Origin of the sequence: Cerasicoccus sp. TK19100, assembly GCF_027257155.1 — a bacterium.
Lineage (GTDB): Bacteria > Verrucomicrobiota > Verrucomicrobiia > Opitutales > Cerasicoccaceae > Cerasicoccus > Cerasicoccus fimbriatus.
This window is the reverse complement of sequence record NZ_JAPWDU010000002.1, coordinates 672,743-695,785: the sequence shown is the minus strand read 5'-3', so window position 1 is coordinate 695,785 and position 23,043 is coordinate 672,743. Positions and strand designations below refer to the sequence as shown.

Here is a 23,043-nt window from a genome sequence, read left to right as displayed (position 1 = left end):
GCAATTTCTACCATGGAAACACTTAAGACCGAACCTGGCACCATGCTGCAATGCGGCTGGGGCCGACTCATCTTTGCGGATACCTTTCCCAGTGCGGAAGCGCTGGCGGACGCCATTCTCTCCGAGCACAAAGACCAGCGCGATATCGCCCTCTACATCGTGGACCCGCATCTGGTGCTCAACTGCGCGCCGCAGCAAATCTTCCTCGATCCGTCGAACACCTACCGGCTCAACATGGCCGACTATCAGGCCTCGGATAAGCAGCCGGTCGGTTTCACCGTGAAGAAGCTGGAACACAAGGAACAGCTCGACGAAATCAACCGCATTTACTCAACGCTCAAAATGGTGCCGCTCAAGGCGGATTACGTCTGGGAGAACCGTCACGCCGAGCAGTTTACCTTCTTTATTGCTATTCAGAATGAGACTGGCGAAGTGCTGGGCGTTGCCATGGGCGCAGACCACCAGGCCTGCGGCGAGCAAATGCCCAACAGCTGCAGTCTCTGGGCCGTGGGCGTCGATCCGCAGGCCGAGCTGCCCGGTGTTGGCACGCACCTGTGTCGCCACATTATCGAGTATTACAAGGGGCTTGGCCGTGACTTCATGGACGTTTCCGTGATCCATGATAACGAGATGGCCCAGCGTCTTTACGAGAAGATGGGCTTCGAGCGCTGCTATATCTTTGCGGCCAAGCGCCGCAACCGCATCAACGAGCGTTTGTTCGTCGGGGCTCCCGCGCCCGAGGGCTACAATCCGTATGCGGCGATCATTATCAACGAAGCTCTGCGCCGCGGTATCGCCGTGGACCCGATTTCACCCGAGCGCAATTACTTCCGCCTAAGCCTGGGCGGTCGCTCGGTCACCTGTTGGGAATCGCTAACCACGATGACCTCTGCCATCGCGCTCAAACGCGCCGAAGACAAGCAGTTTACGCACGAGGTACTGGCCAAGGCCGGGCTCTCGGTGCCCGACCAGATCGACGCCGAAGATGCGCGCAAGAACCTGCAATTTCTAAACCGCTACAAGAGCGTCGTTGTCAAGCCGGTAGCGGGTGAGCAGGGGCAGGGCATTTCCGTGGACGTCCGCTCGGATGAGGCTCTGGCCGCGGCCGTCGCCAAGGCCTATGAGCATGGGGACAAGGTGATCATCGAACAATATGTGGAGGGGCACGACCTGCGCGTTATCGTGATTAACCAAGAGGTCGTTGCCGCTGCGATTCGGCGTCCGCCGAGTATCATTGGCACCGGCGAACATACCGTCCGCGAACTCATTGAAAAGCTGAGCCGCCGCCGCGAAGCCGCCACCGGGGGCGAGAGCAAAATCCCGCTCGATGAAGAGACCGAGCGCTGCGTCCGCATGGCCGGCTACAAGATGGATGACGTCCTCGAAAAGGAGGAGATCATCGCTGTGCGCAAGACGGCCAACCTGCACACCGGCGGCACGATCCACGATGTTACGGACAAACTGCACCCGGTGCTCGCCGAGGCGTCGATCCGTGCGGCCACGGTGCTGGAGATGCCCGTCATCGGTCTGGACCTGATGGTGAAGGCACCCGACAAGCAGGACTATGTCATCATCGAGGGCAACGAGCGCCCCGGCCTGGCAAACCATGAGCCGCAGCCGACGGCGGAAAAATTTATCGATTTCCTGTTCCCGCAGAGCATCATTCCCAATGCGCCTGAACAGGTCGACGAAGAACACTTACCCACTGCATGAGCAAAGCAAAGACACCCGAAAAAGAAGCCGCCAAGCCTGCGGCCAAAACCAAGTCCGCCAAGGAGAAAAAGCCCAAGCCGACACCCTTGATTGTGGATGAGGTTTACCTGCAGAAGACGCTACTTAAGCTGCTGAGCATCCATAGCCCCAGCGGCTACACGGACCCGATCGTGCGCGAGCTTTGCCACGAACTCGATGAGCTTGGCCTGAAATACGAACTGACCCGCCGCGGTGCTGTGCGCGCCACGTTGCCGGGCCGCGCTTACAGCCCCGACCGCGCCATCGTTGGCCACGTCGACACGCTGGGTGCCATGGTCAAGGGCCTTAAGGATAACGGTCGCTTGCGCCTTGTGCCGTTGGGCACATGGTCGTCGCGTTTTGCCGAGGGTGCCCGCGTCTCAGTTTATACGGATAAGACCGTTTACCGCGGTACGATTCTGCCGCTCAAGGCCTCGGGGCATGTTTACAACGACGAAGTTGACACCCAGCCGACCGACTGGGAGCACGTCGAGCTGCGCCTGGATCAGGACTCCGCCTCAGTCGATGATTTGCACGAGCTGGGTTGCCAGATTGGCGATTACGTGGGCGTGGATTCGCAGGCGGAATTTCTCAGCAACGGTTACCTGAACTCCCGCCACCTCGATGACAAGGCCGGCGTGGCCGCGATGCTTGCCGCGGCAAAATACATCAAGGACCACCAGATCGAGCTACCTGTAGAGTGCCATCTGCTCTTCACCATTTCGGAAGAGGTCGGCTCCGGTGCCTCGGCGGTTTTGCATGGCGACGTTGCTGAGCTGGTTTCGATCGACAACGGCACCTGCGCGCCGGGACAGAACTCCAGCGAAAAGGGGGCCACCATCGCGATGGGTGACTCCTCCGGCCCGTTCGACTACCACCTGACGCACCACCTGCTGAACCTTTGCCGCAAGAACGGCATCAACCACCAGCGCGACATCTTCAAGTATTACCGTTGCGACAGCGCCTCGGCCCTGGAAGCGGGCAACGACATCCGCACGGCGCTGGTCACCTTTGGCCTCGATGCCTCCCACGGCTATGAGCGCACCCACATCGACTCGCTGATCTCTGTCACGCAAATGATCGTCGCCTACGTGCAGAGCCAGCTCGTTTACAAGAAGCAAAAGAAGAGCCTCACCTCGATCAAGGACTTCCCCAAGGTCAAGGTGACCGATGTCGAGCTGACCCAACTTGAGCAAACCGAATCCACCGCTCAGGTCCCGCCCCCCGACACCCTCGCACCAAAGGCGAAGTAGGGCAGGAGATTTGTTATCAACAAATCACGATGCGAGAATCTACGGTTGCGTCGTGGGGAAAGTGTGGCCAATTTCCCTGTTTTGAATTTTTAAGGGAAACCCGACATGTCAGAACTGAGCAGCGAACAGAAAGCCGAATTTAAGGAATTTATCGCCTACCTTTGCGACGAAGCCGCGAAGGAAATCTTGCCGCACTACGGCCCGCAGGTCGAGATCGAGCGCAAGTCGGACGCCACGCCCGTGACCCTGGCCGACCGCAACGCCGAAAAGCGCATCCGCGCAATCCTGGCCGAGCGTTATCCCGAGCATGGCATCATCGGCGAGGAATATGGCCGCGAGCGTGATGACGCCGAATTTGTCTGGGTGCTCGATCCGGTCGACGGCACGAAGTCGTTCATTTCCGGCGTGCCGCTGTTTGCGACGCTGATCGCGCTGCTGCACAAGGGCCGCCCGGTGATCGGGGCCATCAACCAGCCCGTGCTCAAGCAAATGGTCATCGGCGACTGTGAGACGACCACGCTCAACGGCAAACCTGTCAATGGTCGCCCGGCCTGCACCTTGGCCGAAGCCACGCTTTGCACCACGGACCCGATCCGCGAATCACTCTGGCAAAACAACGCCCAGTGGACTGACCTGCCGCCGAAGACCGCGCTCTACCGCTCGTGGGGTGACGCCGGTGGCTACATCTTGCTCGTCTCCGGCTTTACGGACATCATGTGCGACCCATTGATGGAAATCTGGGACTGCGCCGCAATCCTGCCTTGCCTCGAAGGTGCCGGCATCAAGGCAACCGGGTGGAAGGGCGGCGACGCCTTCGACGAGCGCTGCATCATTGCGGCCAAGGCCAGCCTGCACGACGAGGTCATGCAGGTGCTCTATCCGAAGGGCTAACGCTTCCAGCAACGGCGCTTTAGCCGTCAACATCGGTCTTCGCTCTTGGGCGGAGGCCCATTAATGCTTTACATGCCTAGTAGCCTCCCTTAACTACTTCGCCCCTTCTGTTGCTCGCTTGCTTCGTCGATCCTGCCCCAGAGACGAACTTTCAACGCACGAAGGACATGCTTAATTTTTTCCGTAAAAGAACCGCCAATTTAAAAGACGACCTGCTTTCGGGCCTCACCGTGGCCCTGGCGCTGGTGCCGGAGGCGATCGCGTTTGCGTTCGTGGCCGGGGTGTCGCCGATCATCGGTCTTTACTCTGCCTTTTTCATGGGGCTGCTCACGGCGATCTTTGGTGGCCGCCCGGGTATGATCTCCGGCGCGACCGGCGCGATGGCGGTGGTGGTCGTCGGCCTCGTGGCCATCCACGGCGTGGAGTATCTGTTCCCGGCGATCATACTATGCGGTATTTTCCAGTTAATGGCGGGCTTCGGTAAGCTCGGGCAATTCATTCGCATGGTGCCGCATTCCGTGATGCTGGGCTTCGTCAACGGCCTGGCGATTGTGATTTTCATGGCGCAGTTTGGCAGCTTCAACACCGTTAACGATGCGGGTGAGCTGGTTTCCATGGGCGGCCCGGCTTTGTGGATCATGCTCGCGCTTGTGGCGCTGACGATGGCCATCATCTGGCTTTTGCCGAAGTTGACCCGCGCCGTGCCAGCCTCTCTCGCGGCAATTCTCGTGGTGACGGGCCTCTCGATCGCGGTGAACAAAGCCGCGCCGGACGACTGGGCTGCCGAGAATCAGACTAACATTCTGCTGACCGTCGGCGACATGCTCAAGACGAACACCATTGCCAAGGCCACCGCCGAGGCACCGGTCGAGCTGGGCGAAGACGCCACCCCCGAAGCCGTCGACGCCTACGTCGCGGAAGAAGTCGAGGAAAACGCCGGCATCGCCGCAGGCCTGCCCAAGCTGTTCTTCCTCGATGACCAATACGAGTTCCTCCCGCCGATGAATCTCGAAACGCTCTGGATCATTTTACCCTTCGCGCTGACGCTGGCTGGCGTCGGCCTGATCGAATCACTGATGACGCTGACGCTGATCGACGAGATCACCGAAACGCGCGGCCATGGCAACCGGGAGTGCCTGGGGCAGGGCTTGGCCAACGTCGTGAGCGGCCTGTTTGGCGGCATGGGCGGCTGCGCGATGATCGGCCAATCGCTGATCAACGTGAACTCCGGCGGTCGCGGGCGCGCCTCGGGCATCACGGCGGCGGTCTGCCTGCTGCTGTTCGTGCTCGTGCTGGCACCGTGGATCGAAATGATCCCCATGGCGGCGCTGGTCGGCGTGATGTTCATGGTGGTCATCGGCACCTTCGAGTGGGCCACGCTGAACACCTGGAAGAAGATCCCCAAGAGCGACGTGCTCGTCATGCTGACGGTCGCTGGCTACACGGTCTTCGCGCACGACCTCGCCACGGCGGTGATCCTGGGCGTGATTATTTCGGCCCTCGTCTTTGCCTGGCAGCACGCCACGCACCTCGGCGCCGAGGAATACATCAACGAAAAGGGCAGCAAGACCTACCAGCTCCACGGCCCGCTGTTCTTCGCCTCGGTGCAGTCGTTTAAGGAACTCTTCGACCCGCGCAACGACCCGGACGACGTCGTCATCGACTTCTACTTCACCCGCGTTTACGACCAGTCGGGCCTCGAGGCGATCAACGGCCTCGCCGAAAAATACCGCAGCCTCGGCAAGACCCTCCACCTGACGCACCTCTCGCCCGAATGCCGTAAACTCCTCGACAAAGCCGGCGACATGGTGGAGGTCAACATGTCCGAAGACCCGCAATACCACGTGGCGACGGACCGCCTGGGCTAAGGGTAGCTTAGCGCTGCCACGGCGGAATGCTGCATTGCTATGGCGGATCGCGAATTTCCACATTCGCTTCTAACGATCTAAAATCGACTCAGTTGGATGGAAAAAGTGAAGGATTTTATGCGAATGTGGAAATTCGCGATCCTTTCGCGATCGTTTCTCCGTCCGCCCGCTTGCGCCATCAACTCCCTCACTCTTCCACCGGGCGGGTGATCACCATCGTGGCGCTGCCTTTTTCGTTACCGGTGTTGACGATCACGTAGACCTTGAAGGATGAGCTCGCGCCGGGCTGGGTGAGACCGGCGTCGGTCAGCAGCTCCAGCGGTGAGCCGGGTAAAATGGTCGCCACGACGGCTTCGTCGTCCTCGTCGTAGTCGTCGCCGGGGGTGTAGCGCACCTGGTATTCCTTGAGGTCGGCGTTGTCGCTGGCCTCCCAGGTGAGGCGGGCCTTCGCCTCGGCGGCATCCCAGACGCCGGAGGCGTTGACGGCCTTGGGCGTCGCGCCGGGCAGGGGCGACAGGCGCGGCAAGGTCTCGATAAACACGCTGCCCGCGGCGAACTTGCCGGGGATGATCTGGCGGTATTGCTTGAGAATCGGATAAATTTCGTCCTGCAGCTTGTTGCGCTGGGCGCGGGCGATCTTCAAGTCACTGCCAGCCTTGGTCCAGGTGATGTATTCCACGCGCAAGGCGTCGATTGCGTCCGAGAAGTCGCCATCGTCATAGGTATCGACGAGTGTAATGGGCGTGCCGCTGGCATTGATGCGCGTCCACAGGTTGAGGGCGTCGACCATGGGCTTGAGAAACTTCGACTCAGCGTCCGACGGGCCCGGCTGGTCGGGGAGGGCGGCCTCAAAGGGCTGCCCGCCATAAAGCGCGCGCACATTGGCGGCAAGCTGCTGGAACCGCTCAATCAACGAGCCTTTTTGCTGCTTGATTGTGGCGCTCGCAATCTCCTGCCCGTTGAGCGTGCCCTCCACGGCGTCGCGCTGGGCCTGCAAACTGTTGCGCAAGGCGGTCAAATCCGCAATCCCCACGCCGCCAGCCAGGGTTACTTCGTTGCCCACGCCGAGATCGGCGTTCACCGACTCCCAATGGGCAATGAATTCGTTAGTCGTAGGAATGTATGAGCTGGGACCGCTAATTGCCATGTCTCATTGTAAAATACAGAATACGAGTAAGAGACAATTAAAAACGCCTGCTGTAACCTAATTTTAACCCCTATAATATAATGGGCCGTCCGCAGTGAGCGCACAGATGGTTAAAAATGAACAATCGCCGCCCAACCCGCATAAGTATGCGCATTTATGGCTCGTCGGGTCAGATTTATTGCGTGTCTTGTTGGATTTATGGCACGTATTTTTGGATTTATAGCGGGTCTTGTTGGATTTATGACTCGTCCACTTAGCTATAAGGCACATCCAGTAAGCCGCAGAGCACATTTAGTTAAAAAGATGCCTCAACCACGCAGTTGTATGCATCACCCAGTTACCCGTAGATAACTGAGAGTGAGGTTTATTAAAATTTTATGAGCTGCTTTGTCTGCTCAGTATCCTTTGTCGTTAAGCATTTCTAATCAACTAGCCACCCAAGCGCATGACTACTCTATCCAACCGCATGTCCGATGTATCTTTTAACCACGAAGCACGCGAAGATCGCGAAGACAAGTCCTGCATTCGTTTTAGAGGTAGGGCGCAGTCTCCAGACAAGCCGCAACAGTAGAGTGGTAATTGCGTTGAGTCGGCATTATGGTATCCAACTGGACGCGGGCGGCTTATCTAGAGATCACCGCTTGGCGGGACAGGCTGGTGCCCTACCTTTTGCCAGCTAACTGAAACGTGAATGCTTGAGGGCAACCGCCCCGATTATGTGGTGAATGCGTCCTGCTGTAGGGCTCGCGCTTGCGCGATGCCGCATTAGGTGGCTCGGCGAGTGGATTAGGCAACGCAGCTTGAGCGGAAGCGGCGTCGCGCAAGCGCGAGCCCTACATGACGACGTGGCCTATCAAGAAGGCGCAAAGTCATTGGTTGTAACCGTCCGTTGCGGTTATAAATGTGGCATGATGAAACTTGGATGGTTGAGGACTATCATTCTAATAATGTGGAGAATGCGTCCTGCTGAAGGGCTCGCGCTTGCGCGATGCCGCATTAGGTGGCCCAGCATATGGATTAGGCAACGCAGCTTAAGCAGAAGCGGCGTCGCGCAAGCGCGAGCCCTACATGACGACGTGGCTTATCAAGAAGGCGTAAAGTCATGGTTTACGGCTGATAGGCAGCGACTTGGCGGCTACTTTATGGGCCATTCGCCGATGAGGGTATCGACTTCGGGCATGAGGCGCTGGGTTTCGGCCATGGCGACGAGCATCTTTTGGTAGTGGGCGACGTCTTCGTGCGTGAGGGTGCGCAGTTTGCGGTCCTTGAGCCACTTTTCGGCGGGCTGGTAGCCGCCTACGCGGAACTGCCAGACAGCTGATGGCACGTGGTCAAAATACTGGTGTGCGTTGATGTAGACGCGGCCCGGCTGGTCCTTCTCTTTGGACGGCTTGAAGACCGGCTTTTCGATGAGGCCGCTGCCGGACTCTGGGTAGGGGTGGCGTGAGGCGGCCTGGGCGAGCGCGGGGGCGGCGTCGGCGTCCAGCAAATGCAGCGCGGTCAGCTGTGCGCCCAAGTCGGCCAGTGCGCGGAAGCGGCGGATGGAGCGTGTGAGCGGCAGGCGGGGGAAGTCGATCTTGAGGAACTCCGCGTAGCGCGTGCGGTAGGTCGGCGAATGGAAGACGGCGTAGGCGTAGTGGAACACATCCTCCGGCGAGATGCCCTCGGGCATGCCTGCGTATTGCGGGGCGGTCGGCTCGGTGGAGGCAGAGGATTTTGAGTCCGCCGCGTTGGGCGGCAACATGCCGACGATAGCAAGGTTTTCCGGCTGGGGGGTATCCACGCGCGGCAGCTTGAGTCGACTGGCCAAGGTTTTGAGGAATTCTTCGCTGAAGTTGGGCCGCCGCGCCTCGGGGTTGCTTGGGTCGTCGTAGAGGTAGAGGGGGAAGAACAAGCTACCGTCGTAGCGAGCGCAAATTTTATGCTGTCCGGCAATCTTATCACTGCATAAGCACGCAAAGTCTTCCTTTGTTTGCTTAGTTGTAAGCAGTGAAAGGTTCCTGTTTAGTAGTTGGTCATTCAGTTTCTTTCTTGGTCTATCGATAAACTCCTCTGCATAGAAAAGAAATTGTCGGTCAAATGGCTTGTATAGGCATTCAACTATCTTATCAGACCAGTTTTCCACATTGAGATATGCCTTGCGTGCCTTAATCGGATCAAAATCCGACGTCTTCTTAAGCTTGAATCGATTGATAGCCTCCTCATCCGAAAGGTGCTGACTGAATAAATGCTCAAGGCGCCCTAACAGCGCCTTTTTGTTGGGATCAATTATGAGACTGTCTCGGTGTGTGTTCATACCCATGGATTTTTCCATGAATATTGAGTCAACTGACATATAGTCTTTGAATTCAACAGACTTTTCATTGGGCACAAAGAAATGATAGCGTGGTTTCTCTGGCTCAATCTCTGTCCATTCCGTCGAATCGACGTCGTTGTCATAGAGGTAGCGGTATTTGCCGCCGTTGATGGTGCGTTTACCCCAAAGGTCGGCGTGAAAGACCCGGCAGTTTTGCTTTTTGTTTGGGTCGGCGGGCTTTTTGACGGCGAGAAGGATCGCTACGCCCTGCTGGATGTCGAATACGTTCTCGTCGCGCGAGCCGTCGGGTGCCTTTTCTTTTTTGCGGTCGTTGCCGTGGAGGTCGAGGACGTAGATTTCGTCGAATGATTGCATGAGGGCCTGGCGCATGCCGCGGAAGGTGGGGTTGTCCAGATACCCGTGGTTGGTGATGTAGCCGACGACGCCCTCTCCGGTGCGGTCGATGCGCCATTGGGCAAAGCGAATGAACTTTACGTAGTCATCGTTGAGCCACTTGGGGTTGCGCTCGCCGAGTGGTTTGCCATCGCACTGGAAGTAGTTCGGCTGTTTGCGGGCGTCGGCCTTGAGCTTGAGCTGCTTGTCGGCCTCGATGATGGGCTCACCGTGGAGGAGTTTGCCGATGGCCGTGAGTTTGCCCTTCGCATCTTTGCTGAGGTTGGCGGAATGGCCGGAGTAGGGCGGGTTGCCGAGGATGACGAGAATGTCTTCGCGGGCTTTGATCTGGGCGCCGAGGTTGTTTTCGTTGGAGACAAACTCGACGAGGGGCAATTCCGGGTGGGCCTGGGGCGGCTCCAGGGTGTTGGTCAGGTAAACGTTCAGGCGGCGTTTCCCCTGGGCGTAGCCGGGGCAGGAATCCCGCAGCTGGAGGTTCAGCTTTAAGTGGGCGATGGTGTAGGGTGCCACGAGGAGCTCGAAGGCGAAGAGGCGGGGCGTTAGCTTCTCCTCGATGTAGCTGGCGTCCCACGCGCCGAGGTTGTTGGCGTCCTTAAAGGACTGGTGAATGTGCGCGATGACCTCGGAGAGGAAGGTGCCGGTGCCCGTGGCGGGATCGAGGATCTTTACCGCCGGGTCGGCGAGGCCCAGCGGAAAGCGTGGCTTGCCTTTTTCGTCGGGGAACTTGGCCTTGAGCAACTTGTCGAGGCTGCGCACAATGTAGCTGACCACCGATTGCGGCGTGTAGTAGACCCCGCGCAGCTCGCGGAGCTTGGGATCATACTCTTTAAGGAATGTTTCGTAGAAGTGGATGACTACATCCTGCTTGCCGGCGGCGTTGGTCTTGGAGCGGATGGAGACGAGCGGGGCTTTGTCCAGCAAGCGCGCGATGTCGTCGGCAATCCACCGGAGCGCGTCCTCTAATTTGTTGCCGGAGACGATCTCGAACAGCTCGCGAAGGAATGGATTGGTCTCGGGGATGAGTTCGGCGGCGTGGCGACGGTCGAAGCGCTTGCCGTCGTCCTGCGGTTTGGCCACGCGGGCGGCAAACATGCCGTAGGCCAGGGTCTGGGCAAAGAGGTCGGCGAATTCATCGGCGGACATCTGGGCGATGAGGTTCTCTTTGAAGGCTCCGTGCAACTTTTGGAGGAAGTCGCTGCCGTGCTCGTAGGCGCTGGCCGTCTGGGCCTTGAGCTGTTTCGCGCGGCGGGCCAGCGCTTTGGCAAGCATCTCGGGGCTTTTCAGCGGGGCGAGCGACTCGGCCTCGGCGGCGAAGAAACGATCTAGCAGGTTGTAGAGATCGGCCGTGTCTTTGGAGGACAGGAGCTTGAAGCCGAGGTTTTCCGGCTCGGGCAGTCGCGCCTGGGCAACCATTTCGCCGTCTACAAACAAGCGGAAGTCCAGGTGATTCGTGTAGAGGAAGTTGTCGAGGTTCTTGCGGTAGCGTTCGTTTTGCTCCTTGGCGTGTCCTTTCAGGGACTTCCATTCTTTTTCGATGCCCTCGGCTTCTACATAGCCCAGCGGCACCTGTGTTTTGTCCTCGGCGAAGAGGAAATCCGGCCGGCCAATGGATTTCTCATGTTGGTCGCCCTTGGCGGCTGAGATTTCATGGAGTAATTTGCCCGGTCTGCCCATCTGTGCCTGCGCCTTGCTGAGAAAATCCGCGAGGGCAGGTCGTAATGCCAACTCGTGCTGAGCTTGTTCATGCGTGAGCACGTTTGCGAGCTCCTGGAGGTAGGCTTGGCAGAGGTCAGCGAAGGAATCTGTTGTGGGCATGGCGTGTTTTATCACAAGGCCATGGCGCTAAGGGAAGTCTAAATGCCGCTCGGGTAAGTGGTGGGGGTGCTTGGGGGTGTTGGTGGGCAGTTAGGGCTTGTATTGGGATGATTTAGGGTTTTTAATGGTTCTTATGAAGATACTGCTACTATCTATTACTGCGAGTTTAACCCTAGCGACCGCCTTGCCGGCCGCGATCGTCGTCAATGGCGACTTTACTACTGTCGGGGGGAGCAGTGTGCAGCTCACGAATTCTATTTCGTATAGCGCGACCTCCAATGGCTCCATCACTATGATAATATTGGATGAATGGGTGGTGTACGATGGAGTTAACAATGGCGTTTTGATGGAAAATTTGAGTTATCAAATTGACGCCGGCCCCATTCAATTCACTTCGGACGCCGCCTTGTTTGATAATTTTGGGACTGACCTCTTAGCCTTATCGGCTAATGACGGCTATATTTCTTTTAATGGCATAACAATTAATAGTGGTCAGACGATTACCTTTCTACCAGGCACATACTTGAACACAACGACAGACCCCGGAATGAATCCTGCGCTCAATGGGCTTAGCTTTACCGGTGATTCAGTAATTGCAGGTCCGGTTGCCAATGCCCTGAGCGCCCCTACATCCGTGGGGGGCGTGGCGGTGATCCCTGAGCCTTCGACATACATGGCCATCGCCGGCTTTGCGGGGCTCGGGCTGTTCCTGTGGCGTCGCCGGGCCAAGGCGAAGGCGGCTTAGGGCGACAGGCACAGTTGTGCTACCTTGGATTTAGTGTGCTTGGTGGGGAGTTGTGCCTGACAATCTGGATGGAAGTGGTAGGTAGGTATGCGAACACGGAGATTCGCGTTCCGCCACGCTGCTGAACATTGGGCGTGGGGGTGTTATTGGGGGTATTCGACGGTGACGTCGTCGATGTAGAGGGGGCCGGTGGCGCCGTTGGTCAGGTAGAGGGCGATGGCACCCTTGGGGAGCCACTTGTCGTCGATGCCGGCGACGCGTTTGCCGTCCTTGGTGATGGTGGCGGGGGTGGTGGAGAAGTCGAAGACCCAGTGGGACCAGCCGGAGGTGCGGCCGACGCTGGGGTGTGGGGTGAACCAGGCGTTTTCAGCGGTGTTAAACCAGGCGAGGCGGTCGGCGCCGTTGAGGTAGGGGCGCCAGGCCTGGCGGAAGACGAACTTGTCGCCGAGGGCGGTTTCCACGCCCCAGCCGATGCCGTTGCCGCTCTTGGTGTTGCCGCCGGAGTCGTAGACCCAGAGGCTGATTTTGGCGGGGAGGTCGTCGCGCTTTTTCTCGCCGAATAGGAACTCGGCCTCGCGGGGGACCTTGAGGGACTTGTCGCCGGAGTGGGCGTGGTCGTAGGAGGTCTCCATGTCTTTGCCAGACCAGCGGTCGTTGAGCTTGCCCTCGAAGGACTCGGAGTAGCTCTGCCCGGGCTTCATGGCGGTGGACTCGGCGTCGTCGCGCTTCTCGCCCTGGACGATGAAGACGGGCTCGGTGCGGACGTCGCCATTAAAGGTCCAGCGGACGGTATATTGGCCGGGGTTGGGCTTGCCCTTGCCCTCGATGGAGCCGTCCCAGAGGGGGGAGTCGAACTGGCCGCCGTCGTTGTGGGTGTTCTCGTAAATGGTGCCGTAGACGGTTTTCGCGTCTTTGTCCATGAGCTCGATCTTGAGGTCGCCCGCGGTGCGCGTCTTGGTGGCCAGTTGCACGCGGTCGTCGTTGATGAGCTCGATCTTGTTGGGGATGATGACCGTCATCGAAAGATTTTCCCCGTCTTTGAGCGGGACGTCGGTGATGTCGCCGGGGGCGGGCTGGCGATAGAGCCAGCCAGGGCCTTCGTCTTTGAGGACTTTGTTATAATAATCGCGGGTAATCTGGCCGCGGTCGCCTTTGCCACTGGGGAGGGTCTTGGTTTCGTAGGTTTGCTTGACCCAGTCGTTGAAGCGGGTGAGGGAAGGCCAGATGGTGCCGGCCGTGCCGCCCTCGGCGTTAACCCAGCCCTTCTTGCCCATCCATTCGTTGGTGCGGCCGATGCGGTCGATGTCCTCCTCGGTGAAGACGATGCCGGTGTCGTAGGCTTCGACGAACATTTTTGCCTCACCGGCCTGGTAGCCAGCGCGCTGATGGTGGACGCTGACCCAACTGCGCGGGGCCTGGCCCTCGATGTCGTAGGGGCCGTGGGGCATCCAGAAATTCCAGACGTAGCGGTCGTCGTCCTTGTAGTAGCGGAACATGCTTTTGGCGCGTCCGAAAACGGCTTTGGCGCGCTCCTTGTATTCTTCCTTGCCCGTGATGCGATAAAGCCTGAGCAAGCCGTGCGCGAGGTCGTAGTGTTTGTTGAGGTTGTTGGAGATAACGCGGCCGGGAAACTCTTCCCACTCGCCGTCGGAGAGGCGGACCATCTTGGAATAGGTCGGGTAGCTGACCCAGCCTGCAGCATCGGTGTAGTATTGGCCGCGGTGGTTGAACTTTTCCCATAGGACGGTTTCGGCGAGCTGGACGTATTCGTTGGCCTTGGCACCGTATTTGGATTTGAGGGCGGGGTCCTTGAGAACGGTCTCCGCCCAGCCGAGTATGTCTACCATAACGACGGAGTCGCCGACGACGGTGTCGGTGTGATGCGTGAGGCCCTTCTTTTTCTCCTGTCCGATCTCGGGACCGATCCAGCCGGGGTAGCCGTCGGGGTCTTTTTGCATCTTGCTGATGGCGTAGTCGAAAAATTCTTCGCCTGCGTCAATCCACTGCGGGTCGCCGTATGCCTTGTAACCTTCGACCCACAGATCTCCGTTAAAGTGGACGAACCAGCAGAACTGTTCACCGTAGCCGACGTTTTGGCTCTTTAGATAGTTCAGGGCACCATCGAGATTCTTCTGGGCGTCAGGGGCGGCGCTAAGACCAGTGAACGATAGGATAAGGAGAACGAGGAAGGGGGTCAGTTTCTTCATGGGATACGTGCGTTATAAAACACGTTAGCCTGGGGGATTCGCCGGGAATTTCAAGCCCCATTCTTAATGTGTGCTGCCATGCGGTGATTTTACTATGCGTTGTGCTTGCATTTTGCATTATGCAAGGGAATCTGGTTATTATTACTTGTAAAAAATGAAACAGCCTAGTAATTATTTGATTAATATTAATGCTAGCTTAATCAACCGATCATTTTTGCGTAATTGATATTTAGCTATTAATAACCGCAAAAGATGTTAGTGAATAAATTGTCTTAAATTTAGTTATATTTGTTACTTTAATTGAGCTAAATAGTCAATTTATTAAAACCCGTATTTTTGCTGGAATTGGCAAGTTGTTATATGAACGTTGGCGCGAGATTATAGGGTCAATCGTTCAAATGATGGAATTTTATAAGCATCGCCAGATATTCCAGTCAGAAGGAATACTAGAGTCTGTTACCTATGAATTAGATGCAGATTATCGTCGTTTCCATTTTCAGCCAGATGGGTCGGCTTATGTTAATTGTTTCCAAGGTATTAAGACGCTAGATGATTGGGTCTCGCGAATCATGCCTTCGGATCAGCAAGGTTATATGGCGAACCTGGATCAGGCTGATAAACTGATCCATCTTCTTTCGGCATATCGTATTCGCTTAGAGACAGTTGAGCCTCTTTGGGTGCTGGACTATTCGCAAATTAGCAAGGGCGATGATTTAATGACGCGCGGCGTTATCTGGATCGCCGAGGGCATTGACGAAGTTGCTCAGTTGATTAAACGGTACGTTATTTGATTGCGATTGGGTGATGCCAGAACACTGCGTGCTGGCGATCGCTGATTGCGAATTCAGTCATTGAACGTTACTCCTCCGGTGCCAGTTTGCCGCACTCGGATACGAATTCAGCAAAAACCTGCTCGAATCCTTTAAAGTCACCCTCGTGCACGAGATTATGTAGGGTTTCGGTCAAGTGGATCAGGTGGTCGTCCTGTGTTAGCCGGATCAGCGGTGCCATGTCGTGGAGGAGCAATCGGGCGCTCTCAAGGTCGTTGGACTGCATGGCTTTGGTCAATTTCTCGCAATAACTCTGAAGGCTCTCGTGTAATTCTTTTTGAAGATCTTTGAGCCTGTTGGCGTCATCCCCGGCAATGTATTTCATGAGCGATACCTTATCCTTCTTCGCTTTCGTCAGGCTAGGTAAGGCTGATTGGGTTTTAGCCTGGATGGCATTGGTGAGCTCTTCCGGTGTAAATGGTTTGGGGACGAAACCGGTGATGCCGGCCTTGATCATTTCCTCCCGGTCAAAGTCGGCAACATAGGCGCTCATCGCGATCAGCGGTGTTTCTGCTTTTTCAGCGGCATCGCGAACCATGCGTGCGAATTCAATACCGCTGGCTCCGGGCAGGTTGATATCCACCAGCACGAAGTCCCAGTTGTGCTTGACGAATTCCTTGATGCCTTCTTCGGCAGAGCTCGCCAGCGTCACTTTTACGGATTCGCGTTTGAGTAGTCCTTCGACCACGATTTGGTTATATGACTCATCTTCAATAACCAAAGCCTGCAAACCCTTCAGGCTTTCTGCGCAACTGGAGTCGTCCCCGTTCTCGGGTGAGGTGCTCTGGTCGGCAAAGGGTAACTGAAGGCGCAGAGTGAAGCGCGCCCCATTGTCGTATTGGGTATCTAGCTCCAAGGCTCCGTCGAGCAGCTTGGCCAGGCGATCCGCGATGGATAGGCCCAAGCCGATGCCTTTGATTTGCGAATTGGTATTCGCGCCCCGATTGAATTGCTCAAAGATGCGCTTTTGGTCTTCCGGGCGAATGCCATTGCCGGTGTCTTCGATTTCGAAATACAGCTCGGTTTTGTTGTGGCTCTTATCGTGTTGGGTAAAGGCACGAACGGTGACGCTGCCTTCGCCGGTAAACTTGATGGCGTTGGAGGTTAGATTGTAGAGGATTTGCCGTAGCTTACCCACGTCTCCATAAAGTTCGGGGCAACTTTCAAAGCGTTTTTCAACGATTAGCTCGATGCCTTTGTCTAGTGCGAGGCGCTGGTGTAGTGATTCGAGCTCGTCCAAGAGCGTCTCCAGGGAAAAGGTCGTCTTTTGCAGGCGGACCTGTCCATTCTCGATTGCGGCAAAATCCAATAAGCCATCAAGCAGCACCTTCAGGTGCTCTGATGTACTGAGCAGGTGGGTGAGTCGCCGCTTTTCGGCTGGCCGGCCATCTTCGAGCAGTAGATGCGCCAGGCCCACGATCCCATTCATGGGGTTGCGAATCTCATGGCTGACATTTGCCAGGAAGCGGTTTTTTGCGGTATTGGCCTGGGCGAGCCTGACGTTGGTTTTTTCCAATTCGACGGTCCGGTTGCGGACGGCTTCTTCCAGCATCACATTGGCTCGTTGCAGGCTGCGGGTGCGGAAATAAACCAGCAAGTAGGCCAAGGCAATCGCACCAAGTAGATAAAGAATAAACGCGCCCCAAGTGCGATACCAAGGGGGGAGGATGCGGAATGAATGACTCGCGATAGAGGGCAGGGGAACGCCATCGAGTAGGGCCTGGACCTGGAATGCATACTCGCCCTCGGCCAAGTTTGTGAACTCTTTGAAGGTGTTGGTCGTCGCTTGGCTCCAGTCGTCACTTTGGCCCGCCATGCGTGTGCGATAGGAAACCTCCTTGGCACCGTAGTATGGTAGCGCAAAGTTAAATGTGGCCAGCTTTACCGGGAATTTAAATTCGTTGCGAGTGCCGGTGCTTTGCCCAGCGATTTCGGAGTCGGTGATGATGGGAGCGCGTTCTGAATAGTCTGGTTTGCTACCCACGCTCCTTTCGCGCACGATCCCACCACTGCCGCCAAACCAAGCAACCGAAGTATCTTCATCGACAAGTAGGCTGTGGATTTCGTTGAGCTCTTTCAAGCCTTCCACGGGTATGCGGCTCACTAATGGTCGGAGGGAGTCTTCCGACCAGTTCACTTGAGCAAACTGATAGCCTTTGTCCTCTAGGTAGCTGATCCACAGCTTCGAATCTGAGCTTTGGTAAAAATTGACGGCATACGGATTGGCCCCATATGTTTTGGGGCTGCCCGGGACGCGTTGCCAGTCGTCGCTGTTGTTGGCCCGGTAATGGAGGCCAGAATTAGTCAGGAGTACAACGCCGCGCGCAAGCTTGATGAAGTAGCCCCATGATTGCGCATTCGTGAGGCTGTCCAGAAAGCTATCCAGTAATACAGGCTCATCGGAGAAGAACGCCTCTTGGCTTACTCTCAGCACGCCGTTGGCCACTGAGCCCAGATAGACCTCATCTTCAAAGTTAACAATCGTCCAGAGCGGGCCCGGGGCATCGATTGATTTACGGACCAGCAGCTCTTGGCCTTGCCATTGGCAAATATGCAACTGGCGCCGTTGTGTGGCCAGGATATACTCCTGATCGTTATGGGTGATAGTGGTGGCATAGATGCCTTCATGGCCAAGGGAGAGAACCGTCTTTAGCTGATTTTCGGTAAGGAGACCGAAGCCGTCATTCTCTGCAATCAATGGACCGCGAGATGTCTTGGCGATGTGCCAAATACCCGAGTTCTCCTCGCCCAAGAGCTTCCATGAGCCATTAAGGTTATTTTCGGTAGGTGGTTCGAATTCCATGCACCCATTTGCCGTGCCAGCCAGAAGCCGGTTATCCTGTTGTTCCAGGCTGTAAACAATATTCGTGGCCAGGCCGTTGCGTTCATTCAAAATGGTGTAAGGCGAAAGCAGGTCGAGCAGGCTAAGACCGATCTCATGCGCAATCCAAATCGAGCCGTCCATATCCTGAAACATGTTGATGACGAAGTTACTGAGCAGGCCGTCTTCCTCGGTAATTTGGCCTAAAGATTCGCCATCGGGAGAGATTAGCAAGACGCCTGATTGGTGGGTTGCGATGAGTATCCTGCCGTCGTCTAATTGTAGCGATTTATAGCAGTTCGTTCCGTTTAGCAGCTCTTGCAGCTCGTGATTCCAAGGGACGAGAGCGTCGTCCTTTAGCTCTAGCAAGCCGTTCCGAAATGTTGCAAAAATGTGTGTGCCTTGTGCGGAGATGAATTCAGAGTGGACCCTGGCAACGTCTGCTTTGCCCCCGGTAATGGTTACCATTTCTTCGCCGGGTTTTAAGATATGTAAGCCGATTTCATTTTGGCTGATGTAGAGCGCTTGCTGATCAGTTGCACTGGTCAGGCGGTTCGTGTTTGGCAGGTTGTGACGTGTGAGGTTTTTGCCATCATATTCGATGATGCTGCCTTGGGCGGTGCCATAGATGGTATTGCCTATTTTGGTGATGTTCCAAATCTCACCTAAGTCCTGGTGGATTTCCTCTGCCACCGGGACGTATTTCGACATTACTCCGGATTGTAACTCGACATATCCCATCGCATTAACACCTGACACCCAGATACGATTTTCAGAATCATAGAATAAGTCGAAAATGCTGAAAGGCAGAGGAAATAAGCGCCAATTGACACCATCATACTGCAGTATTCCTGCGTCGTTTCCGGTGTAAATTCGGCCTTCGCGGTCTTGGGTGAAGGCCCAGTTGTGCCCTTTGGCCAAGTATTCGTTGGGCGTGTAAGTTTTGATGGGAGGAGAGCCGATTAGCTCAGCTTCTACACAGACTACAGAATAGAATAATATTAAAGCGAACCACCCAAATTTGAGGGGTTTGAATACTTGGAGTATTTTCAAGTTTTCGATTATGCTAAGTTGTGATCTCAAAACGGGATTACTTCGTTAATATCAAGTAACTAAGGAATCATGAAAAAAGCAATAGTATCCATTATCTCAACGATTACTTACAACGTTGGGCTCCGCTCTCAGTCTTCGATGGATAAAATGCAAACGAAGGCTTGGCCCTCATACCCCTGCGAAGTTTAGTCATCAAAAATCTCCCCAATACTAATCACTACTTTTTTGCGTGTCGCTTTCCTGTCGGAAGCGGCACGCTTATTGTTTAATACTATGAACATGAACTTAGCCCCGATCAAATATCGGGATGTCATGTCCAAGGATGGAGGGCCGATCAAATCAATGGAGGTCGGCATTGAGGTAATTTTGGGACGGGAGCAATATTCCGCAGCCGGTTTCCTGCGGGATGAGTTGCGTATCGATCAGCCGTATCCGGATGGTGTTGGTTCCGCATCCGATCCGACGACTGCCAGGTTTCGCGCCGTCTCTGAAGCCCTGGAAAGGTGGGCGTTTCGTGAGTGTAAGTTAAATAACGTCAGCGAATACGGCTTTGACTATGATCCGACCTCAAATGGAATGGGCGCATTTCCAGGTTTGTTCGACAAGGGTGCCCGGCAGTCGGCCGAGCGTGAGGCAATTGAGCGCCATATTTTGATCCTGTGGTGGGAGGGGCATCTTGACTACACTGCATTGGGCGATCCATACCCAGGGATTCGCGCTATCCAATTGGAGAATCCTATCAGCGACCATGTGGTGGTACTGCTCTGGCAATTCGTGGAGGAGCGATTTTATACTTACGGTTTCGGGTTAGCGAATAAAGAGGGGGATGCCTGTTGGCGCGCAGCGGTGGAAATGCACCGCATGGCGAACATCATTAAAGAACACTATCAAAAGCATGAGTCCATTGATCTCGAATATGTCCAGCAGTCGCAGCATTTGTTTGAAAAGCGGGCATTGTTCTACTCGCGTCCGGATGGGTTCACTGAATTAATCAAGCGCATGGAGAGCCGTCCGGCTGGAAAATGGTCCACCAAGCCCAAAGTCCTGATTGATCGTAAGGTTAAGGGGCCTTGGGATCAATACGTAACCGTTTGGCGCGTGGTCTACGAGCAGCCGAACCGTGAATTCGCGAGCGACAGAGCCGACTATTTCTTTTGGTAATTGGGTCCGCTTGCCGTTAGAACTTTTTACTGATCGATCCGTAGATGAAGCGGTTTTGAATCGAGTAGAGTGACGTGTCGTAGCCGTCGGCAAACGCACCGGCGGCAAATGGGGGGCTGCTGTTAAAGACATTATCTACCCCTATGGCAACGGTGCTTCCGTTGAGAAGGGCACTGCCGCTATCCTTGAACTCATAGGTTGCTACCAAGTTGAGTGTTGCGTAATCGGACACCCGTCGCGGCTGGTTACCGGCGGTAAAGCTTGAGTCATCGTTGTAGGAGCCGATGTATTGCACCGTAGCGCCAAGGGAAGCGTCATAAACAAAGAAAAACAGCGTGTATAGACCGCGCCACTTTGGGATCGCGCCCGGGCTCAGATTATTGGAGCGCTTGTCAATATAGTTGCCAGCGAAGTCGATGTTTCCCACGCCAGGCACGACCGCTTCGTACGAAATAACTTGGTTCACGCTCAGCGTGGTGACCATGCTTACTGCGGTGCTCAATGGGCGTTCATACTCGATGGTGTAGTCCATGCCTTGGGTGGTCAGGCTGGAGGCATTGAAAAATTTGGAGTTAACCAGAGCCACGGTTCCGTCCGGCCGACGAATGACATTGGAGGGATCGTTATCGAGGGTGAATTGTGCGCCATTGGCGATAGCATCGTCTACATTTACATAGTAGTAGGTGGCGCGAAGCGTGAGGCCGGGCACAGGTTCCGGTTGCCATTCGGCGGAGGCATTCCAGCTCTGCGAGGTCTCCGGGTCTAGGTTGGGATTGCCTCGGACCAGTGTTGGGATTGGTGTGCCGGGAGGAGTGGCACCGGTTGGGTCCACCAAAATAGGAAAGTCGAAAACATCGCTGGCGTAGGATTCAAACAAGGTGGGGGCACGGAAACCAGTGCTGTAGGAACCGCGTAGCGTGACACTCTCAATCGGCTTTAACTGAATGGCGGCCTCCCAGGAAAAGTTGTCGTAGCGGTTATTGGCCTGCAGGTTGGTGATGGGATCGTCGCCCTGATCGGAGAAATTTTCGTAGCGCAGCCCGATGCTGAGGTCCAACTGGTGGATGCCAGTAATCTTCTGCTCGCTGGAAATGAGCGGAATGCGGTTTTCATTAAACAAGGCAAAGACTTCGCGCTTTCCGGAAAACGGGCTGGCGTATCCCGTTCCCCCCAGGTTTTGCCGGGTTCCCCAGATCGGGTCCGGGGTGGCGTCAATGCTTTCATAACGTATCTCTGCCCCGACGGCGCTGGTGAGACTGCCTGCCGGAAGTTTAAAGACTTCACCGGAAACGGTGGCGTCATAGGAAAACAGATTCTCGTAGAACTCGTCTCGAGCCTTAATTGAAGCGGCGTTCAGCGCAGTGGCGTTATCAAAGGCAATGCCACCATTCACACCCGTGACGGATCGCGCATAGGGGTTGAAGAGCCCGCTATTGATATGGGGGATGAGTAGCCTGGCGTCGGAGATACCGCTGATGTTGGCTTTAAAATCGGTTTGAGTATAGAGTAACGCGCTGTCCCATTCCCAGCGATCGTCGACAATCCCGCGTGCGCCACCCACTACGCGAAAGGCGTTTCGCGTGAACTGCGTCAGGAGGTTACCTTCTTCAAAATTGCGGTAGCTAACATCAAGCACATCCGTCGGTGCCACGGGCGTATGTGGGCTAGCGCGAACCGCTGTGAGCAGCCCAGGGGCATTCGATGCGCTCCAGGGGGCCGGTGCCAGGCCGTTGTCTTGATTGCTGTATGCGTAGAGGAAGTCGCCATAGAGCGTTATCTGTTCTGACAACTCGTGCTCTAGCGCGGCGTATCCATTGGCAATCTCCAACGCGGGAATGACCGGCGCATACTGGTTGTAGTTAAATGCGTCGGTGCTCTGATTGTAGGGGACGTAGCTTGCACCGGATGTGGGAAAATCGACGCCGGGTGCGAGGACGCTCTGAACCGGATTTCCGCCAACGCGAAGATTTGCGCGCCCGGAGAAAGTGCTGCTGCCGCGATTGGTGCCCCCACGGGAGCGGAAATCGGTCGTGGAAGAGAGGCTCCGGTCTCTGGCCCAGATGACCTGCTGATCGTAAAAGCTTCCCAGGAGGGTAAGGTGTGTGTCTTCGTCGAGGTAGAAGCCACCGGTGAGCGAATACTGTTGGGTTTGGCCACCGCCGGATGTGGTATCGCCGTAAAGGCCGGACACCTGCACTCCTTCAAAACGTCGTATCAGGTCCACATTGATCGCGCCGGCTATGGCGTCAGAGCCATACGTGGTGCTCGCCGATTCGGGGAGGATTTCCATACCGGCAATCGCAGCCTGTGGTATCAAGTTGTAGTTGGCGAAGCCGCCAGGCTGCAGGTTGAAGGCGCTGTTGCCACCAGCGCGCCGTCCGTTGATCAAGTTTAATGTGCGGAGCGTGCCGAGGCCATGAATGTTGGGCGAGGCCGATCCGGTGCCGCCATTGCTGTCATTTTCAGTATTCATGGCACCGAACATCATCGGTTGGAGGCGCAAGGCTTCGATGGGACGTTGAACTCCCATCAACTCTATGTCTTCAGGGGATAGAAATGTAATCGGCTCTTTAGTGTCGACTTGATGAGGGGTAAAAAGAGACCCAAACATGTATACTGGCTCAAGTGTATCGACTTCGGTTGAATCACTGTAGTCGGGGGATTCTTCCTGCCCTTGTAGCCCTGAATGCCCCACAACGAGAGGCAGCAGTGCTGAAATACGGATTAGCAGGTTAAAATTTTTAATCATTGCAGTAACGAGAAAAAATAGCGCTCTTTCTTGTAACCGTCTAAGGTTAACACCATATTAAG

Annotated in this window: 13 protein-coding genes; 8 read left to right on the top strand and 5 right to left on the bottom strand. The window is 55.8% G+C overall.

Annotated elements, in window-relative coordinates; translation table 11 throughout:
* The first annotated feature begins 12 nt into the window (after nucleotides 1-12).
* From ngg to O3S85_RS06380, 4 genes are all read left to right on the top strand, one after another.
* Complete coding sequence (ngg, locus tag O3S85_RS06395; RefSeq protein ID WP_269538981.1) at nucleotides 13-1,713, top strand: N-acetylglutaminylglutamine synthetase; 1,701 nt, start codon at nucleotides 13-15, stop codon at nucleotides 1,711-1,713.
* The gene (locus tag O3S85_RS06390; RefSeq protein ID WP_269538980.1) at nucleotides 1,710-2,984 is read left to right on the top strand and encodes an osmoprotectant NAGGN system M42 family peptidase; all 1,275 of its coding nucleotides are present in this window, start codon (nucleotides 1,710-1,712) and stop codon (nucleotides 2,982-2,984) included. Before ngg ends, O3S85_RS06390 begins: the two co-directional genes overlap by 4 nt.
* A 105-nt stretch (nucleotides 2,985-3,089) precedes the next feature.
* Complete coding sequence (locus O3S85_RS06385) at nucleotides 3,090-3,875, top strand: inositol monophosphatase family protein (RefSeq protein ID WP_269538979.1); 786 nt, start codon at nucleotides 3,090-3,092, stop codon at nucleotides 3,873-3,875.
* A 167-nt stretch (nucleotides 3,876-4,042) separates the two neighbouring features.
* The gene (locus tag O3S85_RS06380) at nucleotides 4,043-5,743 is read left to right on the top strand and encodes a SulP family inorganic anion transporter (RefSeq protein ID WP_269538978.1); all 1,701 of its coding nucleotides are present in this window, start codon (nucleotides 4,043-4,045) and stop codon (nucleotides 5,741-5,743) included.
* A 187-nt stretch (nucleotides 5,744-5,930) separates the two neighbouring features.
* Here the strand turns inward: O3S85_RS06380 and O3S85_RS06375 are convergent, their stop codons facing one another.
* Nucleotides 5,931-6,890: a hypothetical protein gene (locus O3S85_RS06375; protein WP_269538977.1), complete on the bottom strand. Its 960-nt coding sequence runs from the start codon at nucleotides 6,888-6,890 to the stop codon at nucleotides 5,931-5,933.
* A gap of 445 nt (nucleotides 6,891-7,335) precedes the next feature.
* On the opposite strand from O3S85_RS06375, the gene O3S85_RS06370 reads away from it, so the two are divergent.
* The gene (locus O3S85_RS06370) at nucleotides 7,336-7,461 is read left to right on the top strand and encodes a hypothetical protein (protein ID WP_269538976.1); all 126 of its coding nucleotides are present in this window, start codon (nucleotides 7,336-7,338) and stop codon (nucleotides 7,459-7,461) included.
* 564 nt (nucleotides 7,462-8,025) lie between these two features.
* Here O3S85_RS06370 and O3S85_RS06365 read toward each other — a convergent pair.
* The gene (locus tag O3S85_RS06365; RefSeq protein ID WP_269538975.1) at nucleotides 8,026-11,415 is read right to left on the bottom strand and encodes a type ISP restriction/modification enzyme; all 3,390 of its coding nucleotides are present in this window, start codon (nucleotides 11,413-11,415) and stop codon (nucleotides 8,026-8,028) included.
* A 133-nt stretch (nucleotides 11,416-11,548) separates the two neighbouring features.
* Between O3S85_RS06365 and O3S85_RS06360 the strand changes: the two genes are divergently transcribed.
* Complete coding sequence (locus O3S85_RS06360) at nucleotides 11,549-12,160, top strand: PEP-CTERM sorting domain-containing protein (protein WP_269538974.1); 612 nt, start codon at nucleotides 11,549-11,551, stop codon at nucleotides 12,158-12,160.
* Nucleotides 12,161-12,303: 143 nt separating this feature from the next.
* Here the strand turns inward: O3S85_RS06360 and O3S85_RS06355 are convergent, their stop codons facing one another.
* Nucleotides 12,304-14,367, bottom strand: coding sequence for a hypothetical protein (locus tag O3S85_RS06355; RefSeq protein WP_269538973.1), 2,064 nt, complete (start codon nucleotides 14,365-14,367; stop codon nucleotides 12,304-12,306).
* Between the two features lie 398 nt (nucleotides 14,368-14,765).
* On the opposite strand from O3S85_RS06355, the gene O3S85_RS06350 reads away from it, so the two are divergent.
* Entirely contained in the window at nucleotides 14,766-15,158 is a 393-nt protein-coding gene (locus O3S85_RS06350) for a hypothetical protein (protein WP_269538972.1), read from the top strand.
* A 67-nt stretch (nucleotides 15,159-15,225) separates the two neighbouring features.
* Here the strand turns inward: O3S85_RS06350 and O3S85_RS06345 are convergent, their stop codons facing one another.
* Nucleotides 15,226-18,729 carry an ATP-binding protein gene (locus O3S85_RS06345; protein WP_269538971.1) on the bottom strand — a complete coding sequence of 1,168 codons (3,504 nt, stop codon included), beginning with the start codon at nucleotides 18,727-18,729 and terminating at the stop codon, nucleotides 15,226-15,228.
* Nucleotides 18,730-19,350: 621 nt separating this feature from the next.
* Between O3S85_RS06345 and O3S85_RS06340 the strand changes: the two genes are divergently transcribed.
* Nucleotides 19,351-20,232, top strand: coding sequence for a hypothetical protein (locus tag O3S85_RS06340; protein ID WP_269538970.1), 882 nt, complete (start codon nucleotides 19,351-19,353; stop codon nucleotides 20,230-20,232).
* A gap of 16 nt (nucleotides 20,233-20,248) precedes the next feature.
* Here the strand turns inward: O3S85_RS06340 and O3S85_RS06335 are convergent, their stop codons facing one another.
* On the bottom strand, nucleotides 20,249-22,981 hold the full coding sequence (locus O3S85_RS06335; RefSeq protein ID WP_269538969.1) for a TonB-dependent receptor domain-containing protein: 2,733 nt from the start codon (nucleotides 22,979-22,981) through the stop codon (nucleotides 20,249-20,251).
* Nucleotides 22,982-23,043: the final 62 nt, after the last annotated feature.

Bases quoted from the DNA above. Each gene is read 5' to 3' on its own strand.
- ngg (WP_269538981.1), top strand. From the start codon at position 13: ATGGAAACACTTAAGACCGAACCTGGCACCATGCTGCAATGCGGCTGG.
- O3S85_RS06390 (WP_269538980.1), top strand. From the start codon at position 1,710: ATGAGCAAAGCAAAGACACCCGAAAAAGAAGCCGCCAAGCCTGCGGCC.
- O3S85_RS06355 (WP_269538973.1), bottom strand. From the start codon at position 14,367: ATGAAGAAACTGACCCCCTTCCTCGTTCTCCTTATCCTATCGTTCACT.
- O3S85_RS06365 (WP_269538975.1), bottom strand. From the start codon at position 11,415: ATGCCCACAACAGATTCCTTCGCTGACCTCTGCCAAGCCTACCTCCAG.
- O3S85_RS06360 (WP_269538974.1), top strand. From the start codon at position 11,549: ATGAAGATACTGCTACTATCTATTACTGCGAGTTTAACCCTAGCGACC.
- O3S85_RS06340 (WP_269538970.1), top strand. From the start codon at position 19,351: ATGAACTTAGCCCCGATCAAATATCGGGATGTCATGTCCAAGGATGGA.
- O3S85_RS06380 (WP_269538978.1), top strand. From the start codon at position 4,043: ATGCTTAATTTTTTCCGTAAAAGAACCGCCAATTTAAAAGACGACCTG.
- O3S85_RS06335 (WP_269538969.1), bottom strand. From the start codon at position 22,981: ATGATTAAAAATTTTAACCTGCTAATCCGTATTTCAGCACTGCTGCCT.
- O3S85_RS06370 (WP_269538976.1), top strand. From the start codon at position 7,336: ATGACTACTCTATCCAACCGCATGTCCGATGTATCTTTTAACCACGAA.
- O3S85_RS06350 (WP_269538972.1), top strand. From the start codon at position 14,766: ATGATGGAATTTTATAAGCATCGCCAGATATTCCAGTCAGAAGGAATA.
- O3S85_RS06385 (WP_269538979.1), top strand. From the start codon at position 3,090: ATGTCAGAACTGAGCAGCGAACAGAAAGCCGAATTTAAGGAATTTATC.
- O3S85_RS06375 (WP_269538977.1), bottom strand. From the start codon at position 6,890: ATGGCAATTAGCGGTCCCAGCTCATACATTCCTACGACTAACGAATTC.
- O3S85_RS06345 (WP_269538971.1), bottom strand. From the start codon at position 18,729: ATGTCGAAATACGTCCCGGTGGCAGAGGAAATCCACCAGGACTTAGGT.